Below are 21,828 nucleotides of genomic sequence, written 5' to 3' on the forward strand. Positions count from 1 at the left end.
TACTGATGTAGAACAAGTGAAAGCTTCGTGTAAGCATTTGCAAGAATATGTAGAAAACTTTCGAAAAAGTGTGGAAAAAAATATTAAATTAGACGATATATTCGATGAAGTAATATGGATTGCTAAGAGTTTGTTTGATCGAGGCAAGGTGGTGGGGTCTGCGGCAAATCTTAGTTTTAAATACGAAGATACGATCTACATTACTGGAAGTGATGCTTGTTTTGGAAAGTTGACAAGAAAAAGCTTTGCAGAAGTGACTATGGAAGGAGTGGTGCGCTCGATGCTGGAACCTAGTAAGGAATTTCCGATGCATCAAATTTTGTATAAGCATAAAGATGTCGCGGCGGTGATTCATACACATAGTTTGTATGCGACGTTGTGGTCATGTTTAAACCATGAAAATAAGGTAGATTGTATTCCGAGCTATACGCCATATTTGAAAATGAAAGTGGGAACAGTTGGAATCGTGCCATATGCAGTGCCAGGAAGTGCAGAGCTATTTAGCTTAATAGAAGCTAATGTTGCAGCGAGCGATGGATTTTTGCTAAGCAATCATGGAGTTTTGGTTGCAGGAGAAAATATGATGGATGCATTTTATAAAATAGAAGAAATAGAAGAGAGTGCGAGAATAGCATGGGAATTGAGAGATAAAAATATATCACGTATTTAGTCACGTATTTAGTGGGGGGAATAAAATATGAGGAATAAAATTTATCACAAAGTGTTTGATGTAATTGCGGTGGCAGAATTGCTTCTGGGGGCGGCAGTGTTGGTGGCATGCGTGATAAGTGGAACGGGGATGATAATTAGTACAAGTATAAATGAATTGTTTTCGTGTCCGGATTACATTATAGAATGGATAAATAATGTTTGCTATATTGTGATAGGAATAGAAGTTATTAAAGTAATAACCAGCCATACGGTGGATTCGGTGGTTGACATATTGTTGCTGGCATTGGCAAGGCAGTTGGTAGTAGATCACCCATCGCCAATGGAAAATCTGTTTATTATTATGGCAGTAGCGATATTATTTGTGGTTAGAAAGTATTTGCATATTCCTAAAATAGATAATTTGGAGTAGGGGATGTGCGTGATTGCAACTGCAGTTATGATGACCGCAGTTGCAGGAGTTTATTCAGCAGAGTCAGTACAGATAATATCGTATCCTTTTGTATTTTGTTCAAACTCTACGCTATTAAGAAATGATTCCATTTCATTCATTTCGGTGTTTTCGTGAGATGAAATAGTATCAATTTTTTCATTTTGAAAATCTTTTAAATGTAAAGTTAGCCCATCGTTTTTCTCTTTGTAAATGCAACGATAGCCCTCTTCGTATAGGTGTTTCAAATCATCAACTTTTCCCATGCAAATTCCCTCCTAAAATAGTATTTTAAATAGTTTGTGCAGCAAGAGGTTTTTTAATACATAGGGCGATAATTAGCAACTCTACCCCTCTAATCTGTTCATCTAGGCCAGTTTTAACGTTGCGATCAACAGTAAGGCAAGCCTTGAGAGCATCCTTAATCTCTTGGTATCTATAGACTTTGCCGACAGCAAGCATCTCGTTTACCACGTAGATCGGAAGCCCGAGTTGGTGAGAAATTTGGTAAGGAGTATGTTTAAGCCGTGCTAAATCTTTTATTTGGAATATATTTCTATAATTAGTTGCAATCAAAGCAAGCATCGCGATGGGGGATTCCTTTTGCGCAACAAGGTGGTGATATAGCGCTATTGCAGAAGTAGAATCTTGTTGGGCGATCTTCGTAAACAAATCGAATATTTTTTGCTCGAGAGTTATGGTACATATTTTGTCGATGGCGGCGATCGTAATAGGAGAATGACAGCAATATGCTAGAAGTTTTTCAAACTCCAAAAGAGTGTAGCCTACATTTTTTGGCATTCTGGATATAAAGTACGAAAATACATTTTTTTCTATTGGAGGATTATGAAACTCTTTATTAATAATGCTCAACATTTGAGCTTCGGTTACAAAGTCAAATTCTTGTGCAGAGCCGACAGTAATAAGTGTTTTGTATAGTTTGTTGCGTTTGTCGACCTGAGTTTCTGAAAAGACCATACATATATAATCGGGAAAAATTTTGAGCCAGTCGGAAAGTCTATCTGAGGCATCTTTTCGACCAGGTGCAAATAACCCGCTCTCTTTAATTAAAATAAATTTTTTGGCATTGAAAAACGGTAGAGTTTCCCCTTCATCTATAATAGTTTCGACATTGCAAGTTGGTCCCGCAAATGTTACGAAGTTCATAACATCATTATCAGAAACTGTGGCAGCCTTGAGTTTTTGAATTTGTTGAGTTTTTAGATATTCTTCATTGCCATAAATTAAATAACATTCGTTCATTGTGTCTCCTTAATTTGCTAGATGTGTTGTGATGTTGAAATCTGAATCGATGGTGATCGCACCTTGTAAATCGGTTCTAAAAACTGTTACATTGGCGGCATCGAGAGTATCAAGTGTATCAGAATGAGGATGTTGATACAGGTTATTTTTTCCACTACTTATGAATGCAATTTCAGGGCTGCATTGTGCAATAAATGCTGCAGAACTAGAATTTTTGGAGCCATGATGACCAACTTTAAGTACATCAACATCAGTAAGTTTGTCTAGCAATAGCATTTCGGTAGGGTGTCCAATATCTCCGGTAAAAAGCATGGTAAAGTCTTTGTATTGTATAGTAAAAACCATCGATGCTTCGTTAAGATTTTCATAAGATACGGTTTTGTGAGGCGATATTATGTTAAAGGCAATGTTGTCGATTGTGAATGCAGAATCTGAGGAAGCATAGATGACAGTGGTGTCGTTGTCGGCTGCCAATGTAAGTGCTTCGGTTGTGAGAGCATCTGCTGTCTCTGTATAAGGTAACATAAGAATATCTATATCCATTCCGGCTTTGAAAAGTTCGATAACTCCGCCAATATGGTCGCTATCGGAGTGCGTTACGATTGCCAATTCTACGTTATTGTTGCCAAGATACTTGATGTGATTTATAACTTTAGTTTTTGCAGAGGGAGGGCCGGCATCGACCAATATGATTTTGTCTTTGGAAGTTTGAATGATTGTACAATCTCCCTGACCAACGTATAGTTGCGTTAGCTCAAAATTGGTAGAAGGAATAAACCCGCATCCGAAGGCAATGGTAGCAGTACATACTCCAAATGCAATTGATATTTTTAGTAGTTTGTCCTTTTGATAAATATAGGCAACAACGGCAGTTCCGATCACGGCATAGCATATGACCACCGCATAAACTGGAATTTTGCCAAGAGTGACCATCGCAAAAGCAAAATATTCTGACACAAACTCAAGCAATGCAGATATCGACTCAAGAGTAAAAATTATGAAGTTTGCCAGATACTGGGCAATATTGATGCTTACCATGCCGACTGCAAGAGTAAATAGCGTAGCGTAAATGATAATGCTAAATACTGGAATAAGCGCTAAGTTTAATATAATTCCGGCAAGCGATGTTTGGTAGAATAAATATATAATAATTGGAGCAATACCAAGTGTRATTGAGGCACTGAATATCAGTGATTTATACTTTAATGTGTACAAATCATTTTGATCTAGGTAGTGCTCGGATACGATATTATATACTCCGATTACCGTAACTGTGGCAAAGGATAGAAGAAAGCTGGCGGAAGTAAGAGCAAATGGATTGTCAATCAAAATTATTATGGCAGCCAAAGCCAGGCTGGTAAAAAAATCGCTTTCTTCGCGGATCATAAACGCAATGATAGTGACGGTAATTAGTGTTGCAGCTCGCGTAATAGAAACGGTAAAATCTGCTATTAAGCAATAACTCCAGATGAAGAGCAAGGCAGCAACAAGTCGCGCGTAATAGTTGGGGCAAATATAAGAAGCGATCGTTTTGGCTATTAGATATATAGCTCCCAAGTGAAAACCAGAAATTACAAGAATATGAGAAATTCCTAAGTTTTGAAAATCGGCATAAATGGAGTCATCTAGCGAAGATTTATCTCCCAAAATGAGAGCCTTAATTATGCCAGTTGTATCATCTGCAAAAATGGTAGCAATATGATCGTCGCAAGCGGTTTGAACTTTTTCGATAAAAGGAGTCTGTTTCTGGTAATTGATGATATTGTCAAGTTCGGCTGTTGCAACAATGCCCTCGCTTTTGAGATATTGGGAGTACACAAAGTCTGCTGGATTGAAAGTAGTAGTGGGGGGATCTATAGTGATCTTGCAATAAATGATATCGTATTTAGAAAATTCAGTAGCCGCCAGAGGATCAGGTAACGTAAGATCGAGTTTTCCATTTACAAATTCAGTAGAGCCGTTTTCTGATACCAAAATTACAGAATCGATAGTTAAAACAGTTGAGTAAGAAGTCTGGCGCACTTCTGTAATGGTACCTTGTACGGTTGCTGATGGATAATTTTGCCAAAATAGTTGCATTTTGGACAACGGATGATTGAATGTAAACATAAATGCAATTGTAAATATAATTCCGTATACAAAAACGCTGATATTTTTGGTAATAAAATAATATCCGCCACAAAATAATAGGCAAATAAAAAAAGGGATATATACATCTGTGTATACCATCCCGAATAGTATTCCTGCTATGATATATAGCAAGCTACGAGCTAATACTCTCTCTTTAGTTAGCAATTACACTTTCATTCCTTCCAAATAATAAATTTAAATCGATGCGCCCCAAAGCRTCAACCTCGCGCTTGCCATCTATTAGCAATCCGACTTTTTCGATATAATAAACTTCTGTTAATGAATTTACAATAGAATCAACCATCATTTGTTCACCATCTTGAGCAATAATTTCTTTGAAGTGATTGCTAGATAAATCTACCTGACATACTCCGTCTTTGGTAACGATATAATTTATAATYGTATTAGAAGGCAGAGTGGGKAGYAAATTGTTTGCTGTAGGACCTTTGATCAATTCTTCGAGAATATACTTTTCTATTGGAACATCTTTATTGACTTCTACCCCTCGTCTTTCGAGAACTAGCTTTTCTTTATCTTCATCGAGAAAGTATAATTTTAAAGTTTGATAATTGGTGGGTGGATTTGGGTCCATAGTGTTTAAAATAATATTGGATCTATTCATAACACCTATARGGACACCGTTAGCGGTGGTGATCGGTTCGTCTGCAATAGTCATAGTGAGCCCAGAAATAAAGTTTAAATCGGTGAGTGTATAGATAAGTGCAACTCTGGCGAGCATCTGATTTTGGGTACTCAAACTGTTAAATGATTCTGCAAAATCAAGCTGTGCAATACCATTATTAATAGTAATTACAGTCGGTATTGATGAAATGTTGGACTGATAAGTGCGATCAATTTTGCGGTATAAGGCTTCTGTGATCGAATAAACAATTTCATCGCGATTAAACTGATCACTGAGAATGATGTTAGTTGTCACTAATTTGTTTTTAGCAGAATCAAAGTGATATAAATGATACTGATTTGGATTGAATTCGTGAGTTTTAACTAATGAACATCCAGAAAGTATAGCAAATATAACTGACAAACATAAAAGCAAAAAATATTTTTTCATAATTGTCTCCCTTTTCTACTTAGATTGCATTAGAGGGAGTTGCACAATAAATTTAGAACCTTTCCCTTCTTCGCTTGTAACATTGATAGATCCTTTATGCATAATAACAGTTCTGTAAGTGATAGAAAGGCCAAGTCCGGTGCCTCCGGTTTCGCGATTACGTGTTTTGTCAGTTCTGTAGAATCGTTCAAATATTTTAGGTAGCTCATCATTGGCGATACCAATGCCTGTATCTTGTACAATTATATATGCGTTATTAGAGTCTTCTTTAATGATAACACTAACTTCTCCATGTTCTGGAGTATATTTGATGCCATTTTCGATTAAATTAGATATAGCAAGTGTAAGTTTGAGAGGATCAACCTCAATTTTGATATCGCGCTCGCTTTCATATACAAGAGAAATTGCTTTTTGAGTTGCAAGTGGAGCCAAGCGTTTTAATATGGCATTGGTTAGTTGGTTTAAATTTGTTTCTTCCAAATTTAGGTGTAGTTTATTGCTATCTAATTTTACAAGAGACAACAAATCATTGATGATAGTATTTAATCTATCTACTTCGTGATTTATGTCGAGAAAAAACTCTTGATACATTTCTATTGGAGTATTCTTGTCATTTATAAGAGAATCACTTAGTACTTTTATAGATGCAAGAGGAGTTTTTAATTCGTGTGAAACATTGGAGACAAAATCTTGGCGAGTTTCATCTACGCGTTGAAGCTTAGCTGTCATTAAATTGAATGCCTTTGCTAATTCGGCCATTTCAGAACGACCCTTAATAATAATTTTTTCGTCCATGCGCCCATTTGTAACTTCTTCGACAGAAGACATAAGCTCTTTGATGGGTCTAGTRAAAAATGCCGATACAAAAAAGCTAAGTAACCCGGTCAAAACGCTGGTAAATAGAGATAATACATATATTTGAGTGGAAACTTCTTCCAATAATAGATATACATCATCGATATTGACCGAAAGCAAGACTACACCTAATATGTTGTTTGTGTTTTCTAAATCTCTAATAGCGACAGCGGTACTCATGATATATTTGCCATCTTTAAGAATTCTTTCGGCACTATCTCTTTTATTTAAAGCGTTTAATACCTGGTTGGATATAAGCATTGAATTTATATCAATTCTACTGGAATCAGCTACTAAATATCCATTTTTATCAATAACAACAACTCTAACAGAAGTACTAAGCTCATTGCCTATTTGTGAAATCTGCGACATAAAGTTAGAATAGTCTTCTCCTTTTTGAAGGTAGGTGCTATTTTCAACAATTTGACTAGCAACCAGATTTGCTTCACGTATCCATTCCTTTTGACTATTGCTTAGAAAATAGGTTTCGATTCTATTGTGTGCAAGCAGAGAAAACAGCATAAGGGGTGCTCCGCTTACAACTACAAAAAAGGATAGCAGCTGCCACCTTAAACTATAGAACCAGGGATACTTAATCTTTGAAGTAATATCCAACACCCCACTTTGTATAGATATATTCTGGTTGGCCTGGATTTGGCTCTACTTTTTCGCGAAGACGTCGAACATGAACATCAACTGTACGAACATCGCCAGGATATCCCTTGCCCCAAATGGAGTCAAGCAGTTGCTCTCTATTGTAGACTTTGCCGCGGTGAGTCGCAAAAAGTTCTAGCATATCAAATTCTTTTGAGGTTAAATTAATTTCGTTGTTATTTAGAAATACTCTTTTGCTATTGCATTCGAGTCTTAAGTCGCCGATTTCTAGTGTCTTTTTCTCTGTTTCTTTTTCTTGAATGGAACGTCGTAAAACTGCTTTAATTCGAGCCTTGAGTTCTAAAACGTTAAAAGGCTTGGTAATATAATCATCTGCACCATATTCAAGGCCCATAATTTTATCCATATCATCGCCTTTTGCAGTGAGCATAATAATTGGAACATTAGAAAACTCTCTAACGATTTGGCATACTTCGAGCCCAGTATATTCAGGTAACATGACATCTAAAATGACAACATCATAGTTTTCGCTTTTGATTGCATTTATAGCTTCGGCACCGTCGTAGGCGCTATCAACATCCCAACCCTCTTGTGATAAACTAAAGACAATTCCTTTCACAATTAGTTTCTCATCATCTACTACTAAAGCCTTGATTTTCATAATTTCCTCCTAATTAATTGTTATTAAATCTTTGATATTATCGAGAGTGGCATCTCCGATCCCTGACACATCTAAAATCTCGTTGATATCTGTAAATTCTCCGTTTTGTTCTATATAGCTGAGAATAGAAGTTGCTTTAACAGGACCAATTCCAGGGAGCGAATCGAGCTCAGCTAGCGTTGCAGTATTTATGTGTATTAAGCCATCGTCTGATTGAGAAGCAATAGAAGAAATGGTAGCCTGAGTCATAACAGGTACTTCATCATCAAACGCTGGAATATATACCTTAGAGTTTGTAGTAACCGTCGCAGCAAGATTGATAGTTGCTAGATCGGCATCATTGGTTAAACCACCAGCCATGACAACAAGGTCATTGATTAGCTCGCCTTCAGCGATATTATAAACACCAGGATTAATTACTTCTCCATCGATATGAATAGGTATTATTGATGGCGCTGGTGGTGTGGTTGAAATATTTGTAGCATGAGTCTGATTAGTATCGATAGTTTTCATTTGATCAATCTCATGTAGCATAGAAATTGCGGTTTCATGTTGCGAGGGCATAATGATCTGATCATCGTTATTATTATATAATGCGAAACCAGAGATACAACCCGCAAGACCCGCAAATAAAGCTATTCCTTTGTATTTTTCTTTCATAAATCACCTCGTATTAAAGTGTTAACATTTTTTTTGAAAAATAGTCAGGCTCTAGCAAAATATTTCAAATTATTTTTTAATTATATTAGGATAGTACAAAAAGGTACATTTTGTAAAGTATTTTTTCACTTTTTTTTAAAAATGTTTAAATAAATTTTTGGACGCGTATATTGCACGGTGATATTTTATGTTATACTAACTATGGCTCACATCATTCTAAAGAGAAAAGGAGATCAAATTGATGAATAAACAACTTATAAAAATAATGTTATGTGTATTTTTACTAATATTCCCCAAAATTTGTATTGCACAAGAAGTTCCAAAGATAAATGCAGAAGCGGCAATTCTAATGGATGCCAAAACAGGAACCATTCTTTATGAGAAAAATGCGTATAACAGATACTATCCAGCAAGTATAACAAAATTGATGACAGCTTACTTGGCAATCCAACATCTAAATCCTAATGACTATATAACGTTTTCGAATCACGCAGTAACGAGTATAGATTCGGATAGTAGTCGAATAGGAATGCGTGAAGGAGAAAAATTGTTAGTTGATCAGGCATTACATGCTTTATTATTAGACTCGGCAAATGACGTTGCAAATGCATTAGGAGAAGCGGTTTCTGGAACGACAGAAAATTTTGCGCAGCTAATGACAAAAACAGCGCACGACTTTGGCGCAACAGCAACAAACTTTGCAAATCCTCATGGACTGCATAATTCAAAACATTATACAACTCCCTACGATATGGCATTGATAACAAAAGCGATTTATAATGATGAATACTTAAGAGAAATTATGGATACCCCAACATATCAGATTCCGTCGACTAATTTGTCAAATAAGACGATTTATCTATCGCAAAGTCATGCTCTTATGAATCCTATTAGAGATAGCCAGCGATATCGTGAAGATGTAATTTTGGGAAAAACAGGTTATACAACACCAGCTGGTAATACGCTTGTAACCGTGGGAAAACGAGGTGAAGTTGAACTAATAGTGGTGATAATGAAAGGTCATCTTCAAAACTATTATAACGATACCAATGCGCTATTGGACTATGGATTTAAATCTTATACAGCATTAAATTTGAATACACCCAATGAAGTGATTACAGTAGCTCCGCTATATTCTATTCAAAGTGGAAAATTGTTTGAAGTTGCAACGTGTGAGATTTCTACTAAGGATAAAATAAGTATAGTAGTTCGTTCAAATGTATATAAAAAAGACTTGGAAGTAATAATGGATCTAGAAGAAAATTTGCGATTAGGTGCTAAAGAAGGAGATACTGTTGGAACAATCACCTATATGCATAATGGAAAAAAACTAGAATCTAGTGAACTTATTATTTCCAAAATTAATTTTAAACCAGCAACGAGCCTGTATAGTGAGCCAAATGAGTCTAAGAGTACATCTATATTTAATGTAGATTTTATTGTAGTTGCCGTTGTAGGTATAAGCATTTTATTTATAATGACTAAGCATAAAAAAAGAAAATTTCGTTTTGATGGAAAATAAGTAAAATTTTATGCCCCTATCCTAAACAGAGAAGGGGCTATTTTTTATTCATCAAAATTGCTACAATTGTGGTAGACTTCTTGGACATCATCATCAGATTCTAGTAAGTCTAGCAATTTGGTGAAAGCTTTAATATTATCATCAGCAATTTCTGCATTGGTGGTAGGAAGCATAGTAACTTGACCGCTAGAAATTTTTATGCCGGCATCTTCTATGGCTTTATACACATCAGCAAAAGCATCCTTAGAAGTAGTGATAACATAGCCCTCATATTCAGCGGCAAAGTCGTCTGCCCCAGCTTCGAGGCTTAGCATCATGAGATCATCTTCGTCTATGTTGGTATCTTCTTTTTCGATAATAATTTCGCCTTTTTCTTCGAACATAAATGATACGCATCCAGAGGTACCCATATTGCCATTGCCTTTTGAAAATGCGGCACGTACATTGGCAGCGGTACGATTTTTGTTATCGGTAAGTGTTTCGACGATAACCGCGATACCATTGGGACCATACCCTTCATATGTGATATATTCGTAATTTACGCCATCTGCATCACCTTCAGCTTTTTTAATGCTTCGAGCTATTGTATCATTAGGCATATTATTAGATTTTGCTTTGGCAATAATGTCTTTTAGTCTATTGTTAGTATTAGGATCAGAGCCACCACTTTTAACAGCAACAGCAATTTCTCGACCTAGCTTGGTGAAAATTTTACCTTTCTGCGCATCATTTTTGGCTTTACGATGTTTTATGTTTGCAAACTTTGAGTGTCCTGACATAATTACCTCCTAAAAATTTTTAAATTATATGTCTTTGAAAACTTCTACTATTTACTATTTTATTGATTTTATTGATTTAATCAAGGGGGTAGATTTTTATTTCTTAAAATAAGGCCTTGAAGAAGTTATGAGTGATAGATATACTATGAAAAAGAAAAGTGATGAATTGGCATAAAATGTAAATTTTGCATCAGAAACGTCAAAATGGCTAAAAGGAGGGTTATATGAAGCAATTTTTAATAGTAGAAAATGATAAATTTATGGATACATTATTTAAAAATTCGCTTTTTGATTCGTTTTTAACGCAAGAGATAACATTATATACTGATATAAAATATAAAATTGATGGAACTCTTCATAAAAATTTTCATGTAAACGATAACGTTCCTGCCGCACCATTTATGTCGTGGAAATTTTTGCGAAATAAGATAATTCATCTATTTTCTCAAACTGATGAAGTGCAGTATCTCGAAATTATTTTTTTGACAACAAAAGAGAAAACAGAGCAAATTTCAACAGATGCAAAGTCATTTRTTTTAAATATTATGTATGAAAATAAAGCTTTTATTTTAACCTCGGCTTGGAGCCCCAAAATATTTACAATGGATAAGAGCGCAGAAATTGAGTGGGATGCAAAAATAGAAAGATCTTTATTGCAATATAATTTTATTAAGTAAAAAAGCGACCTCGAAGACCGAGGCGCCTGTATTATTGATCYTTCATTTGCTGTTCTTGAGCTTTGATCATGCGTCTAACCATGTCGCCGCCGATTTTACCAGATGGACGAGCATTGCTGTTATACCTTTGTGCTAGTGAAATACCTAGATCCGCCGCTATTTCTTGTTTCATAGATTCCAATGATTTATTTTTCATATAACTCTCCCTTGCCGTCTAATTATTAACTCGATATTTATAGTAGTAATGTTCCCATTTGACGATAGAATATTACAGTAAATTTTGGAAATTTTCATGTTTTCGCAAATTAGATATTGACAAATTATATGTAAATTAGTAATATTTAGGTGACAAAATTTTTATTAGTGAAAGGATGACAGATTTTATGTCTAAAACAGGTAATTTATCAATTCATAGTGAAAACATTTTTCCTATAATTAAAAAGTGGTTATATTCAGACCACGATATTTTTGTGAGAGAGCTTATTTCTAATGCTGCAGATGCTATTCTCAAATTTAAAAAACTTTGCGATATTGGAGAAGCGGCAGACAATTTAAACGAGCCTTTTAAAATCACTGTGACTGTTGATAAAGAAGCATCAACCATTACGATATCTGATAATGGTATAGGTTTAACAGAGGAAGAAATTGAAAAATATATTAATCAAATTGCTTTTTCAGGAGCAGAAGACTTTTTGAGTAAGTATAAAGATAAAATGGACGATGATCAGATTATTGGACATTTTGGACTAGGATTTTATTCGGCATTTATGGTATCATCTCAGGTACAAATCAATACGCTTTCATATGAAGGTGGCGAGTCACTTTTATGGACTTGTGATGGAGGGACTACCTTCGAATTAGAAGAGGGAACTAGAACGACAAGAGGAACAGATATAATATTGCATATAGCAGAAGAGAGCAGGGAATTTTTGGGATTCTATCATCTATCTAAGATAGTAGAAAAGTATTGCTCATTTATGTCTATTCCTATCTATATGGTGGATGCAAATAAAAAAACTGAAGAAACTGAAAAAACTGAAGAAGCCGATGTAGAAGATATTGATACAGAAGAAGTTGATGAAGCGCAAGCAAAGCCTATCAATGATATAAATCCGTTATATACATTACCGCCGGCAGAATGTACTGATGATCAATATAAAGACTTTTATAGAAAAACTTTTTCGGATTACCATGAGCCTCTATTTTGGATTCATCTAAATATGGATTATCCATTTAAGCTTAAGGGAATTTTGTATTTTCCAAAGCTACAAAATGATTTTGAAATAGCAGAAGGAAAGATTAAACTTTACAATAATCAGGTTTTTGTAGCAGATAATATAAAAGAAGTGATTCCGGAATTTTTGTTGCTATTAAAAGGTGTGTTAGATTGCCCAGATTTGCCTCTTAATGTATCGAGAAGCTTTCTGCAAAATGATGGATTTGTAAAGAAAATCTCTGATTATATCACTAAAAAAGTAGCAGATAAACTTATTTCGCTTTATAAAAAAGAGAACGAAAAATATAAAAAGTTTTGGGATGATATTTCCCCATTCATCAAATATGGTTGCTTAAGAGATCAAAAATTTTCGGACAAAATTAATGACTACATTTTGTTTAAAACACTTGATGATGAGCACGTAACTATGGCAGAGTATTTAGGGCATGATCTTCCAGATGCCAAAGACCAAAAAGCTGATGAACCACAGGATAAAATTTTCTATGTTTCAGATAAAGAAAAGCAATCCCAATATATTGAATTATTTAAAGAAAATAACTTGCATGCGATATATTTGCCGCATCCGATTGACGCATCATTTATTTCACATATAGAATCAAGAAATCCGTCACTGAAGTTTATGCGTATTGATTCGGATGTTTCTGGAGCGTTAGGAGAAGGAGAAGCAGACAAAACTAATGAAGGTGAAATTGCTAGTTTGTTTAAAGTAGCATTGAACCAAGATGATATTAAAGTTTCTATTGAAAACTTAAATAGCGATACAACTCCGTCTATGATTTTGGTTTCTGAAGAAGGAAGACGTATGCAAGAAATGATGAAAATGTATGGAATGCCAACTGATAATCTACCGGCTTCTGATATGACATTAGTATTAAACCAAAACCATACGCTGATTAAAAATTTGACAAACGATTCTGTAGATGCAACAACAAAGGATCTAATTTGTAAGCATTTATATGATTTAGCACTTATTTCAAATCAATCATTATCTCCAGATGCAATGAAGGAATTTTTGATGAGGAACTGCGAATTATTGTTAAACCTTACTAAATAATTATAAAAAACATTATATGTGAGGAGAATTTTCTCTCCGACAGCCAAGAGAGGGTCGATTATGAATATTACAGAGATAGAAAAGCAAGTGATTAATGGATATGAATTAGGAAAAGTATTTACATCTGCGGATGTGTGTCAAGATTCTGAACGTACGTTAGAATTAGGGCAAGGAGGACAGTTTGGAAAAGCTGTGTGGAAATATATTAAAACTCATTGTTCGGAGCATATAGAGCGTATCGAAAAGAATAGTCATGGACAGGCTCAGTATCGAGTAGTTGCAGAAGCGCATGAAGCAGTAACACCAGGCTTTTCAGATGACATTAAAAAAGTTATTATAAACTATCCACCAGGTAAGATATTTACTTCTATTGATGCTTGCAATGATGCTAAATTGACAATAGAAAAAGCTGGAAAAGTTGGAGCAACGATTCGAAATTTGATACAAAATGAATTTGCAGATAAAATCAAGAAGCTGAATCTAAATGCAACACCAGTTAAGTATATTGTGATTTGACAAATAAGAAAGAGATACCGCAATTAAGCCGTATCTCTATTTTTTATGTTACATTTTTGATTTAATTAAGGAATAAATTTGATGTTCGAGTGATGTTAATGAAGATGTTCCGTCAATGAGATATACATTCTTGATGGATGCGGATAGTTGCAGATAGCCTTCATATACTTTGGTATGAAAGTCTAATCCTTTTAAATCGAATCGATTTATATCTACGCCTTTTCTACTAAGCCCAATATTTGGGGGCAAGTCGATAATAATATTTAAATCGGGAAGAATATCATCGCAAACGAAATTATTAAATTTTTGAATAATATCTATATCCAAATTGCTAGCATAACCTTGATACGCAAGAGTGCTGAGATAGAATCGATCACTAAGAACTAACTTTCCGGCATTAAGAGCAGGCAAAATTGTATGTATCAGGTGTTCTCGACGAGCTGCTAAATATAATAGTAAATCGGTTTTGGCATCTAAGTCAAATTGAAAAATATTGTCTCTAATAGATTCGGCACTTTCGATTCCGCCGGGTTCTCGAGTTGCAATAACGGGGATGTTATCAGCTTCAAAATGTGTTTTTAATAAGGAGCAAAGAGTGGTTTTGCCGGAGCCTTCTCCGCCTTCTATAGCAATAAACAGACCTCTATTCATAGTTTCTCCAATCTTATATTAAATTTGATAATACATAAAAAAAGACTCCAAAACCAGATCTTACAAAGCTTGGGAGTCATAAATCTATCTGCTGCAGTAATAACTACTTAATTTAATTTGTCTTCTATAAGCTGGGAAATTTTATCTGCCCAAGCATTTATGGTAGATTGATCTTCGCCTTCGATCATCACACGTACAAGAGGTTCTGTACCAGAAGGGCGAATAAGGACTCGACCTTTGCCACAAAACTCATTTTCAGCTTGTTTAATAAGTTCTTGAATATCTGCGTCTTTCTTATAGAAATATTTTTTTTGATTAGTAACTTTGGCATTTTTAAGAACTTGTGGATATAATTTCATAACAGAAGCAAGGTCTGAGAGTGTTTTGCCTGTTTTCTTAATAACATAGAGCAATTGAATTGCAGTAAGAAGACCATCGCCAGTCGTATTATAGTCGAGAAAAATTACGTGCCCAGATTGCTCTCCGCCAAGATTATAATGATTTTGTAGCATATTTTCAAGTACGTATCTGTCGCCAACTTGGGTGCATTCAAGATTAATATTATTTTCATCGCACATAATTTTAAAGCCGAGGTTGCTCATAACGGTGGCAACAATAGTGTCATTGACTAATTTGTCATCATTTTTCATGTCCAAGCCAACAATACTCATAATTTGATCGCCATCAACAATATGACCATTTTCATCTACAGCTAGGCATCTATCTGCGTCGCCATCAAAGGCAATTCCAACTTGCATTTTTCTGCCAACAACTTGTCGGCTAAGATCACCCATATGAGTGGATCCGCATTTTTGGTTAATGTTTAAACCATTAGGCTTATTGTGAATAACTTCTATTTCGGCTCCTAATTTTCTAAGCACTAGAGGAGCAACTTTGGATGATGCGCCGTTGGCACAATCTAGCAATACGCGAAGACCTTCTAAATCGCTAGGTAAAGTATTACACAAATAATCCACATATAAATCAACAACGTTTTCTTTTAGTTCCCAGGTACCAATTGCCGCGCCAATAGGTAAATCTAGGCTAGTATTGTCTTTTATTAGGGCTTCTATTTCATCTTCTAGTTCATCTCGCAATTTGTATCCGGCATTATTGAAAAATTTGATGCCATTAAACTCAACTGGGTTATGGGAAGCAGAAATCATAACTCCTGCATCTAAGCCAAGCTCCCTAATTAAAAATGCAACTGCAGGCGTTGGAACAACACCTATACAAATAGCTTTAGCACCCATACTGCAAATTCCAGAAACAAGGGCAGATTCTAGCATAAGTCCAGAAATTCTTGTATCTCTGGCCACCAAAATCTTAGGCTGTCTATGTGTTTCTTTGGTGAGTACATAGGCTCCTGCCTGACCTAGTTTAAAAGCTAAATTTCCAGTTAACTCTGCATTGGCAATTCCACGAACGCCATCAGTTCCAAATAAATTTCCCATTAGTATTCCTCCCATAAATATAATTTATAGCATTAATAGTGTATGTTAATTTGCTTGAGTGTGTTCACTCAAAATTTTTGGTATATTCTTTGCCCCAGTGTTCAAGTGCCTCTAATACTGGTTTTAAACTTTGTCCAGTGGATGTGAGGCTATATTCAACGCGAGGAGGCACTTCTGGGTAGACTTTTCGGTTGATTAAAGAACAACTTTCTAAATCTCGCAGTTGAGTAGTTAAAACTTTTTGTGAGACACCAGAAAGGTTTTTTTTTAATTCACTAAACCGTTTAGTGCCATCAAACAAATCTCGAAGAATTAATACTTTCCATTTACTGCCTATGAGCGTTATTGTTGTTTCAATAGGACAATTTGCCATTTTTGTTGTCATCCTTTCAAAAATCATTTATTATGATAAGTGGGGTCTATATAAGATGGATCAATGTAGATTGGATCGATATAAGCAGGATCTTCGTAAGGTGTTTCGGATACAATTTGCTCAATTAGAACGGTAAGAGAAGGTGAATTTACTATTTCTAATTCTGGAGGGATAGGAATAGTGAGCTCAAATTCGTGTTTTCCAAGTTGAGCATCTGTCAAATCGAGTGTAGCAGATAAATCTTCAACCGTAAATTCAAGTATTTCTTCTGCTGTTCCACTAAGTTTAAGTGTAATCGAATTGTCCAAAATATCGTATTTAATGTTATCGGAGCCAACAACTTTTAATTTGAGCTCGTCGATATCTATCGTAAATTCATGGATGTTAGTTTTTTGTACTTCAATTGTTACAACAGCTTTAGGATCAATTTTATCTATATATTCGACACCATCAGGTAGCAAAAAATCGACTTGCTTAGTTGTATTTTCTATAATATTGCTGAGAAATATACTATTAAGTTGTATAGAATTAATTTGATCTATGAGTGCTTCATTACCTACGATGGTGATTTCTGCAGGAGTAATGATGGTGTTTGTTAATGTATATCCTGTTGGGAGAGTACCGTTAAAGTCGGCTACTAGTGGCACTACTTTTTTCTTTCCTGTAGGTAAAATAACTTCTACATAATTTTGTGATTTTGAAATCCCCACAACTTCATTGCCATCCTTGTCATAGGCAAATACTGGTAAATCCATTACAAGTGGATCTTGTGCAAAATCGTTTATGTTAATGTCAACAACTACATTTTTGATAGTATCTACAATGCTTTCTGGCCCAACAATTTCAATTTCTTTAGTTTTGATAATGGGGTCAAGAGTTATATATTGGCTGTCTTCTTTACCATTTATGTTATAAATAATATCAAAGGATTCGGTTTTTTCTGATTCAAATACAACATAAACAGAAGAAGGTTCATAGTCTTCTATTACAATGTCTTCTGGGACGTTATCTATTTCTATTTCAACCAATCGCTCTGTTAACCCAGAGTTATTAACAAGTTCTTGGACATATGGAGTGAGATTGATCCGAGCTGTAACAGAGTTGACATCCTCTGTCAAAAAATTTTCAACCTCCAATCGTTGCCCCTTAATATTAATATTTACAGAAAGGTTGTGTAGTTTATAGCCATCCTTGACCACATGTCCCTTACCTTCTATTTGATTAAGACCAATTACATCAACTTTGATATTGTCGATATCTGCACTGATAACAGGGTTTTGAATGTTAATAACGATAAGCCATAAAAGCATTGCTAATAATATAGAAAGTAGTTTCCAGTGTAAGTTATGACGTTTCATTCTTCATCTTTCCTTTCCCTTTCCTTTTCCAGCCATTAAATGACTTATTAGCCTTTCGTTGAACATCTAGTGAGAGAACTTTCTCAAGACCTTCTGCAGTTAAGTTGCGTCTGATTTTACCATTGCGGACATAGGAAACTATGCCGGTTTCTTCTGATACAACAATTACAACAGCATCAGTTTGCTCAGAAACACCAATAGCGGCACGGTGCCTGGTGCCCAAATCTTTGTTGATTGTGAGGCTATCACTAAGAGGCAAAAAACAAGTGGCAGCGTTGATTCGATTTTTTGAAATAATTACTGCTCCATCATGCAAAGGAGTATTTTTCTCAAAAATATTGATAAGTAATTGTGAACTGATTACAGAATCTATGGCTATTCCAGTTCGTTTGTATTCTGTAAGAACAGTATCTTTTTCGATGATAATTAGTGCACCAGTTTTCACCTTGGCCATTTGAATGCTAGCTTTTACAAGATGAGAAATAGATTCATCATTTAGCGTGTGAGTTTCTTTATCAGTGGTTATAGAGGTCCCCCATAAATTTCCTTGACCTAGTTGTTCAAGTGCTCGCCTAAGTTCTGGTTGAAACAAAATAACAATTGCTATTGTTCCAACTGTGATTGTATTACTAATTATAAAGGATAAGGTGTGCAACTCTAGCAAATAAGCTACTAAAGAAGCCATAAAAATAATGACAACACCCTTAAAAACCGCCCATGTACGTGTATCTTTAATCCACATTATAATTTTGTAAATCCCAAACGCTACAATTGAAATATCAATTAGGTCTTTAAATGATACCTGGGGTATTTTAAAAAATGAAATTTGTTCTAGTATTGAGTGTAAAAAATCCCAATTCATACTTCGCCCCTTTTTTGATGTAGTAGTAAAATAAATCGGTGATTAAACCGAAATAAGAACTTTAAATTTAACTGAGTATTTTTTAATTAAGGGTGGTTTACTTTTTATTATACCACAAACTTTATATATTTTATCACTAAAAAAAGTAATTTTGAGATATAATTATGAATTTAGAAAAAAATTGAAAATGACATAAAAAAAAAGCCGCCAAAGCGACTTAAATTTCAATAATTATTTCTTCATCAGCAACATCAATATTGTCATATAAATCATAAATTTCATTATGTCGAGAAGATAACTCAATTTTTGGAATAACCTTTACAAAATAATAGTTATGCTCGTCTTCAAATTGTACAACCTGCGCACGATTATAATCTAATACTCTAGATAAAAAAGAAACAAAAAAAGCAAATAACATACAAATTAAAGTAGTAATAATCATCATTGGGATGTTAATATTCATTTGAATAAGCAGATCTGCTAATAAAAAACCCAATATATTGATAACAGAGCCAAAGAATATGGCTATATATGGTGCGTAATCGATAGACAAAATTCTAATCAAATATACTACTAAAAATACCACCATCAAAATAGATGCTGTAGCAAGCATGTTTTGGTCATATACGGTCACAGATAAAATTTTATTTGTGACAATTTCAATTTGTGCAAATATTGTATCTACTTCTTCTAGTGTAATACTAGCTGAACTATTCATCAAAAGTGGAAGGATCATAAGTATATTGTATAAAGAACATCCAACGATGAATGCTCCAAATGCTCCAAACCCAAAAAATAGCGCACCAACAAGTGGAACCAAATATATTGCCCCGGTAGGCAAAAGAAGTAACGTAAATATGATCAAAAGAGTTTCTTTTTTGAATAATCTGATATATAGAATATAGAAAAGTAGTGCTAATGAGATCATAACAATTGTTAAGATGAGTCCAGATTGACTTACTTTAATAAGCGTAATAATCATCAATGCAATAAATGTAATATATGTAGGTAGCCCCATTGATATGAGGCTGAGCGCCACACATAACACGATAGTTACAATATTAGAATTAGAAAAATTTATGACGTTGTTAAGACATAGCAAGCATATGAAAGTTAAAATAAACTTTGAGAGTATATTTATAATGACTTCATTATTCTTATAGACACTAATAAACCCAGCTCTAATACCTAAAAGTGTTTTTTTCATTAGATATTTCCTCCTGAATACTTAGATTTTTTAATTCATTAACTAAAGCATCATATTTATCAGTTTTTAATTGAGCTTTACGATATATTTTTTTATAAACCAAAGTAGAAATGATGGTATAAAAAATAATTGAGCCAAACGCTAAGCTTCCATATGGAATTATAAATGTGTATATGATTTCATCTAAGTTTGTGGGTAGGTTCATACCGCTCTGAATTTGCCATAGTAGATGAGTTGCAATAAAAATAATTACAACAACGGCAATAGATAATTGAGTAAATAAATTGGCAACATATACAAAATCTTTACAGTATTTCGAGGTGATTCGCCTATTGTGAGGCATTTCAGGGTCATTATCTAAGAGAGCTAATTGTGACATTAAAATAATCTTATCTTTATCAATCATACTAAGTCCTTTCCGCCTTACTCTTCATGCAGCTGCTATTTTTTGTTCTTTTATTCTATTGTTATGCTAGTATGTGGTTATTTATTCTTCTATAAATGCGTCTGTTGTATAGCTAGCAGCACCATTCCAAAAAACCCAGTCGTTTAGAATAGAATCATATACCGCTTGCATCTGCTGCTGAAGTTGTTTTGCAGTATAGTCTTGATGCGGAGTTACCCAAGTAGCAGTAAAGTCTTGGAGATAAGGTATAATTTGTGCTTTTCGTTCTTCGAGAGGAATTTGTCTAATAACCTCATTGGATGCTTTTAAGGCACCTAAAATTATTTCGTATGGGTTTAAGTCTGGATTTTTTTGACCAAATGAACCGTTAGCGTAGTGAGAAGGATAAATCATAGGATAGACAGCATCTAGGCGYTGGACAAACGATTTGTAATCTTGTCCTAAAACTTGTGCGTCGATTTTGCTAGTAATAATGGTTCCAAATACATCCGCACTAACGCGTACCCCATAGGGCTCCAAATTTTCTACCATATAGTCTAAAAACTCATTGATAATCTCGGTTCTAGAAATATCGTCAGGTAAGTTTACCCGAGTCGATGTCATAGATTCATGAAAACGAATATAGTCAAACTGAATCTCTTTAAATCCAACACGAATTGCTTCTTTGCATACTTCTAAAATATATTCCCAATTTTCTATATTATACGGATTTAACCAAGTTTCTTTTCCTTTAGTTTCATAAACATTGCCATCGTGATCTAGAACCATTCTCTCGGGAAAATTGGTGTCGACAATATTGTCTTTAAAGGTTACGATTCTTGCGATTGGATAAATATTATTTTTATATAGCGCATCCATTAGAGCATTAATATCAGGAATTTTTGGAGATTTACGCACACTTTTTGCCGCTAGTAACGCAGGGTTGTTGCTAGAAAAAGTAAGGTATCCCATGTCATCTTTAACATCGATTACAAAGCTATTTATTTCTGTTGCATTTGCGAGTTGTATAAGTTCATCTATATTATATGTTTTGTGAGCGGGAACATAGAGTCCTTTTATATTTGGTGAGTCTTTGTGAATGTCAAAACTAAGAGAGTTTTGTTCAAAGTCTCCAATATTTTCAATTGAAAAAAATTTTTGCAAATCAGCACTAGGGGTTTTGTGGGTTTCGTCATAGGCTAGAAAAGCATAACTCATTAATAAAAATGTAAATATTGTAGCAAGCATCGTAAGTTTTTTTTTGTGGTTTTTCTTGTTCCTGTACGTGTAGTAACTATACTGTGCAGGAGAAGTAAGTTTTTTCTTCATAAGTAAACACTCCTTTATTGTAGCATAAAAATTCACAATTGTGAAATAAAATCTATATTTTTACACGAA

23 protein-coding genes are annotated in these 21,828 nt (G+C 34.5%); 6 read left to right on the forward strand and 17 right to left on the reverse strand.

What is annotated here, in order from left to right; all coding sequences use genetic code 11:
- Positions 1–670, forward strand: a 670-nt coding sequence (locus tag EPU_RS03665; RefSeq protein ID WP_010166872.1) for a class II aldolase/adducin family protein, incomplete at its 5' end; no start/stop codon positions are given.
- A 27-nt stretch (positions 671–697) separates the two neighbouring features.
- Positions 698–1,081, forward strand: coding sequence for a hypothetical protein (locus tag EPU_RS03670; protein WP_010166873.1), 384 nt, complete (start codon positions 698–700; stop codon positions 1,079–1,081).
- Positions 1,082–1,131: 50 nt separating this feature from the next.
- Here EPU_RS03670 and EPU_RS03675 read toward each other — a convergent pair whose 3' ends face one another.
- The 7 genes from EPU_RS03675 to EPU_RS11445 form a co-directional block, all read right to left on the reverse strand.
- On the reverse strand, positions 1,132–1,365 hold the full coding sequence (locus tag EPU_RS03675) for a hypothetical protein (RefSeq protein ID WP_010166874.1): 234 nt from the start codon (positions 1,363–1,365) through the stop codon (positions 1,132–1,134).
- 25 nt (positions 1,366–1,390) lie between these two features.
- Complete coding sequence (holA, locus tag EPU_RS12615) at positions 1,391–2,362, reverse strand: DNA polymerase III subunit delta (protein WP_010166876.1); 972 nt, start codon at positions 2,360–2,362, stop codon at positions 1,391–1,393.
- A 9-nt stretch (positions 2,363–2,371) separates the two neighbouring features.
- Entirely contained in the window at positions 2,372–4,591 is a 2,220-nt protein-coding gene (locus EPU_RS12620; protein WP_156778397.1) for a DNA internalization-related competence protein ComEC/Rec2, read from the reverse strand.
- A gap of 55 nt (positions 4,592–4,646) precedes the next feature.
- Positions 4,647–5,564, reverse strand: coding sequence for a GerMN domain-containing protein (locus EPU_RS03690; protein ID WP_029487953.1), 918 nt, complete (start codon positions 5,562–5,564; stop codon positions 4,647–4,649).
- 15 nt (positions 5,565–5,579) lie between these two features.
- Positions 5,580–6,941, reverse strand: a complete 1,362-nt coding sequence (locus tag EPU_RS03695) for a sensor histidine kinase (protein WP_029487954.1) — start codon at positions 6,939–6,941, stop codon at positions 5,580–5,582.
- Between the two features lie 70 nt (positions 6,942–7,011).
- Positions 7,012–7,695 (reverse strand): response regulator transcription factor, encoded by a 684-nt coding sequence (locus EPU_RS03700; RefSeq protein ID WP_010166884.1) that lies wholly within the window; start codon positions 7,693–7,695, stop codon positions 7,012–7,014.
- Between the two features lie 9 nt (positions 7,696–7,704).
- On the reverse strand, positions 7,705–8,355 hold the full coding sequence (locus tag EPU_RS11445; RefSeq protein ID WP_010166886.1) for a helix-hairpin-helix domain-containing protein: 651 nt from the start codon (positions 8,353–8,355) through the stop codon (positions 7,705–7,707).
- A 241-nt stretch (positions 8,356–8,596) separates the two neighbouring features.
- Between EPU_RS11445 and EPU_RS12625 the strand changes: the two genes are divergently transcribed.
- Positions 8,597–9,877, forward strand: coding sequence for a D-alanyl-D-alanine carboxypeptidase family protein (locus EPU_RS12625; RefSeq protein WP_010166888.1), 1,281 nt, complete (start codon positions 8,597–8,599; stop codon positions 9,875–9,877).
- 44 nt (positions 9,878–9,921) lie between these two features.
- Here the strand turns inward: EPU_RS12625 and EPU_RS03715 are convergent, their stop codons facing one another.
- A complete protein-coding gene (locus EPU_RS03715; protein WP_010166890.1) occupies positions 9,922–10,656 on the reverse strand; it encodes a YebC/PmpR family DNA-binding transcriptional regulator in 735 nt (244 codons plus the stop codon).
- A 224-nt stretch (positions 10,657–10,880) separates the two neighbouring features.
- Between EPU_RS03715 and EPU_RS03720 the strand changes: the two genes are divergently transcribed.
- Positions 10,881–11,333, forward strand: a complete 453-nt coding sequence (locus tag EPU_RS03720) for a DUF5721 family protein (protein WP_010166891.1) — start codon at positions 10,881–10,883, stop codon at positions 11,331–11,333.
- 31 nt (positions 11,334–11,364) lie between these two features.
- Here EPU_RS03720 and EPU_RS13175 read toward each other — a convergent pair whose 3' ends face one another.
- The gene (locus EPU_RS13175) at positions 11,365–11,529 is read right to left on the reverse strand and encodes an alpha/beta-type small acid-soluble spore protein (RefSeq protein WP_083792553.1); all 165 of its coding nucleotides are present in this window, start codon (positions 11,527–11,529) and stop codon (positions 11,365–11,367) included.
- Positions 11,530–11,716: 187 nt separating this feature from the next.
- Here EPU_RS13175 and htpG point away from each other — a divergent pair, with 187 nt between their 5' ends.
- Positions 11,717–13,624 (forward strand): molecular chaperone HtpG, encoded by a 1,908-nt coding sequence (htpG, locus tag EPU_RS03730; RefSeq protein WP_010166895.1) that lies wholly within the window; start codon positions 11,717–11,719, stop codon positions 13,622–13,624.
- 60 nt (positions 13,625–13,684) lie between these two features.
- The gene (locus tag EPU_RS03735; RefSeq protein WP_010166899.1) at positions 13,685–14,140 is read left to right on the forward strand and encodes a hypothetical protein; all 456 of its coding nucleotides are present in this window, start codon (positions 13,685–13,687) and stop codon (positions 14,138–14,140) included.
- Between the two features lie 48 nt (positions 14,141–14,188).
- Here the strand turns inward: EPU_RS03735 and tmk are convergent, their stop codons facing one another.
- The 8 genes from tmk to EPU_RS11455 all read right to left on the reverse strand — a co-directional run bounded on the left by tmk (position 14,189) and on the right by EPU_RS11455 (position 21,759).
- Positions 14,189–14,791: a dTMP kinase gene (gene tmk, locus EPU_RS03740; RefSeq protein ID WP_010166901.1), complete on the reverse strand. Its 603-nt coding sequence runs from the start codon at positions 14,789–14,791 to the stop codon at positions 14,189–14,191.
- 107 nt (positions 14,792–14,898) lie between these two features.
- The gene (gene glmM, locus EPU_RS03745; RefSeq protein WP_010166903.1) at positions 14,899–16,245 is read right to left on the reverse strand and encodes a phosphoglucosamine mutase; all 1,347 of its coding nucleotides are present in this window, start codon (positions 16,243–16,245) and stop codon (positions 14,899–14,901) included.
- Between the two features lie 64 nt (positions 16,246–16,309).
- Complete coding sequence (locus EPU_RS03750) at positions 16,310–16,618, reverse strand: winged helix-turn-helix transcriptional regulator (RefSeq protein WP_010166905.1); 309 nt, start codon at positions 16,616–16,618, stop codon at positions 16,310–16,312.
- Positions 16,619–16,641: 23 nt separating this feature from the next.
- Entirely contained in the window at positions 16,642–17,976 is a 1,335-nt protein-coding gene (locus EPU_RS03755) for a CdaR family protein (RefSeq protein ID WP_010166907.1), read from the reverse strand.
- A complete protein-coding gene (gene cdaA / locus EPU_RS03760) occupies positions 17,963–18,838 on the reverse strand; it encodes a diadenylate cyclase CdaA (RefSeq protein ID WP_010166909.1) in 876 nt (291 codons plus the stop codon). The genes EPU_RS03755 and cdaA overlap by 14 nt, the downstream gene beginning before the upstream one ends.
- A gap of 217 nt (positions 18,839–19,055) precedes the next feature.
- On the reverse strand, positions 19,056–20,045 hold the full coding sequence (locus EPU_RS03765) for a hypothetical protein (protein ID WP_010166911.1): 990 nt from the start codon (positions 20,043–20,045) through the stop codon (positions 19,056–19,058).
- On the reverse strand, positions 20,020–20,451 hold the full coding sequence (locus tag EPU_RS03770) for a hypothetical protein (protein ID WP_010166913.1): 432 nt from the start codon (positions 20,449–20,451) through the stop codon (positions 20,020–20,022). Before EPU_RS03770 ends, EPU_RS03765 begins: the two co-directional genes overlap by 26 nt.
- Positions 20,452–20,532: 81 nt before the next feature.
- On the reverse strand, positions 20,533–21,759 hold the full coding sequence (locus EPU_RS11455) for a putative glycoside hydrolase (RefSeq protein WP_052296453.1): 1,227 nt from the start codon (positions 21,757–21,759) through the stop codon (positions 20,533–20,535).
- Positions 21,760–21,828: the final 69 nt, after the last annotated feature.

This window comes from Candidatus Epulonipiscium viviparus, assembly GCF_000171335.1.
Lineage (GTDB): Bacteria > Bacillota > Clostridia > Lachnospirales > Cellulosilyticaceae > Epulonipiscioides > Epulonipiscioides viviparus.

Coding starts and splice junctions, on each gene's coding strand:
- cdaA (WP_010166909.1), bottom strand. CDS start 18,838: ATGAATTGGGATTTTTTACACTCAATACTAGAACAAATTTCATTTTTT.
- EPU_RS03700 (WP_010166884.1), bottom strand. CDS start 7,695: ATGAAAATCAAGGCTTTAGTAGTAGATGATGAGAAACTAATTGTGAAA.
- EPU_RS03670 (WP_010166873.1), top strand. CDS start 698: ATGAGGAATAAAATTTATCACAAAGTGTTTGATGTAATTGCGGTGGCA.
- holA (WP_010166876.1), bottom strand. CDS start 2,362: ATGAACGAATGTTATTTAATTTATGGCAATGAAGAATATCTAAAAACT.
- htpG (WP_010166895.1), top strand. CDS start 11,717: ATGTCTAAAACAGGTAATTTATCAATTCATAGTGAAAACATTTTTCCT.
- EPU_RS03770 (WP_010166913.1), bottom strand. CDS start 20,451: ATGATTGATAAAGATAAGATTATTTTAATGTCACAATTAGCTCTCTTA.
- EPU_RS11445 (WP_010166886.1), bottom strand. CDS start 8,355: ATGAAAGAAAAATACAAAGGAATAGCTTTATTTGCGGGTCTTGCGGGT.
- EPU_RS03735 (WP_010166899.1), top strand. CDS start 13,685: ATGAATATTACAGAGATAGAAAAGCAAGTGATTAATGGATATGAATTA.
- glmM (WP_010166903.1), bottom strand. CDS start 16,245: ATGGGAAATTTATTTGGAACTGATGGCGTTCGTGGAATTGCCAATGCA.
- tmk (WP_010166901.1), bottom strand. CDS start 14,791: ATGAATAGAGGTCTGTTTATTGCTATAGAAGGCGGAGAAGGCTCCGGC.
- EPU_RS12625 (WP_010166888.1), top strand. CDS start 8,597: ATGAATAAACAACTTATAAAAATAATGTTATGTGTATTTTTACTAATA.
- EPU_RS03750 (WP_010166905.1), bottom strand. CDS start 16,618: ATGGCAAATTGTCCTATTGAAACAACAATAACGCTCATAGGCAGTAAA.
- EPU_RS03765 (WP_010166911.1), bottom strand. CDS start 20,045: ATGAAAAAAACACTTTTAGGTATTAGAGCTGGGTTTATTAGTGTCTAT.
- EPU_RS03675 (WP_010166874.1), bottom strand. CDS start 1,365: ATGGGAAAAGTTGATGATTTGAAACACCTATACGAAGAGGGCTATCGT.
- EPU_RS03715 (WP_010166890.1), bottom strand. CDS start 10,656: ATGTCAGGACACTCAAAGTTTGCAAACATAAAACATCGTAAAGCCAAA.
- EPU_RS03755 (WP_010166907.1), bottom strand. CDS start 17,976: ATGAAACGTCATAACTTACACTGGAAACTACTTTCTATATTATTAGCA.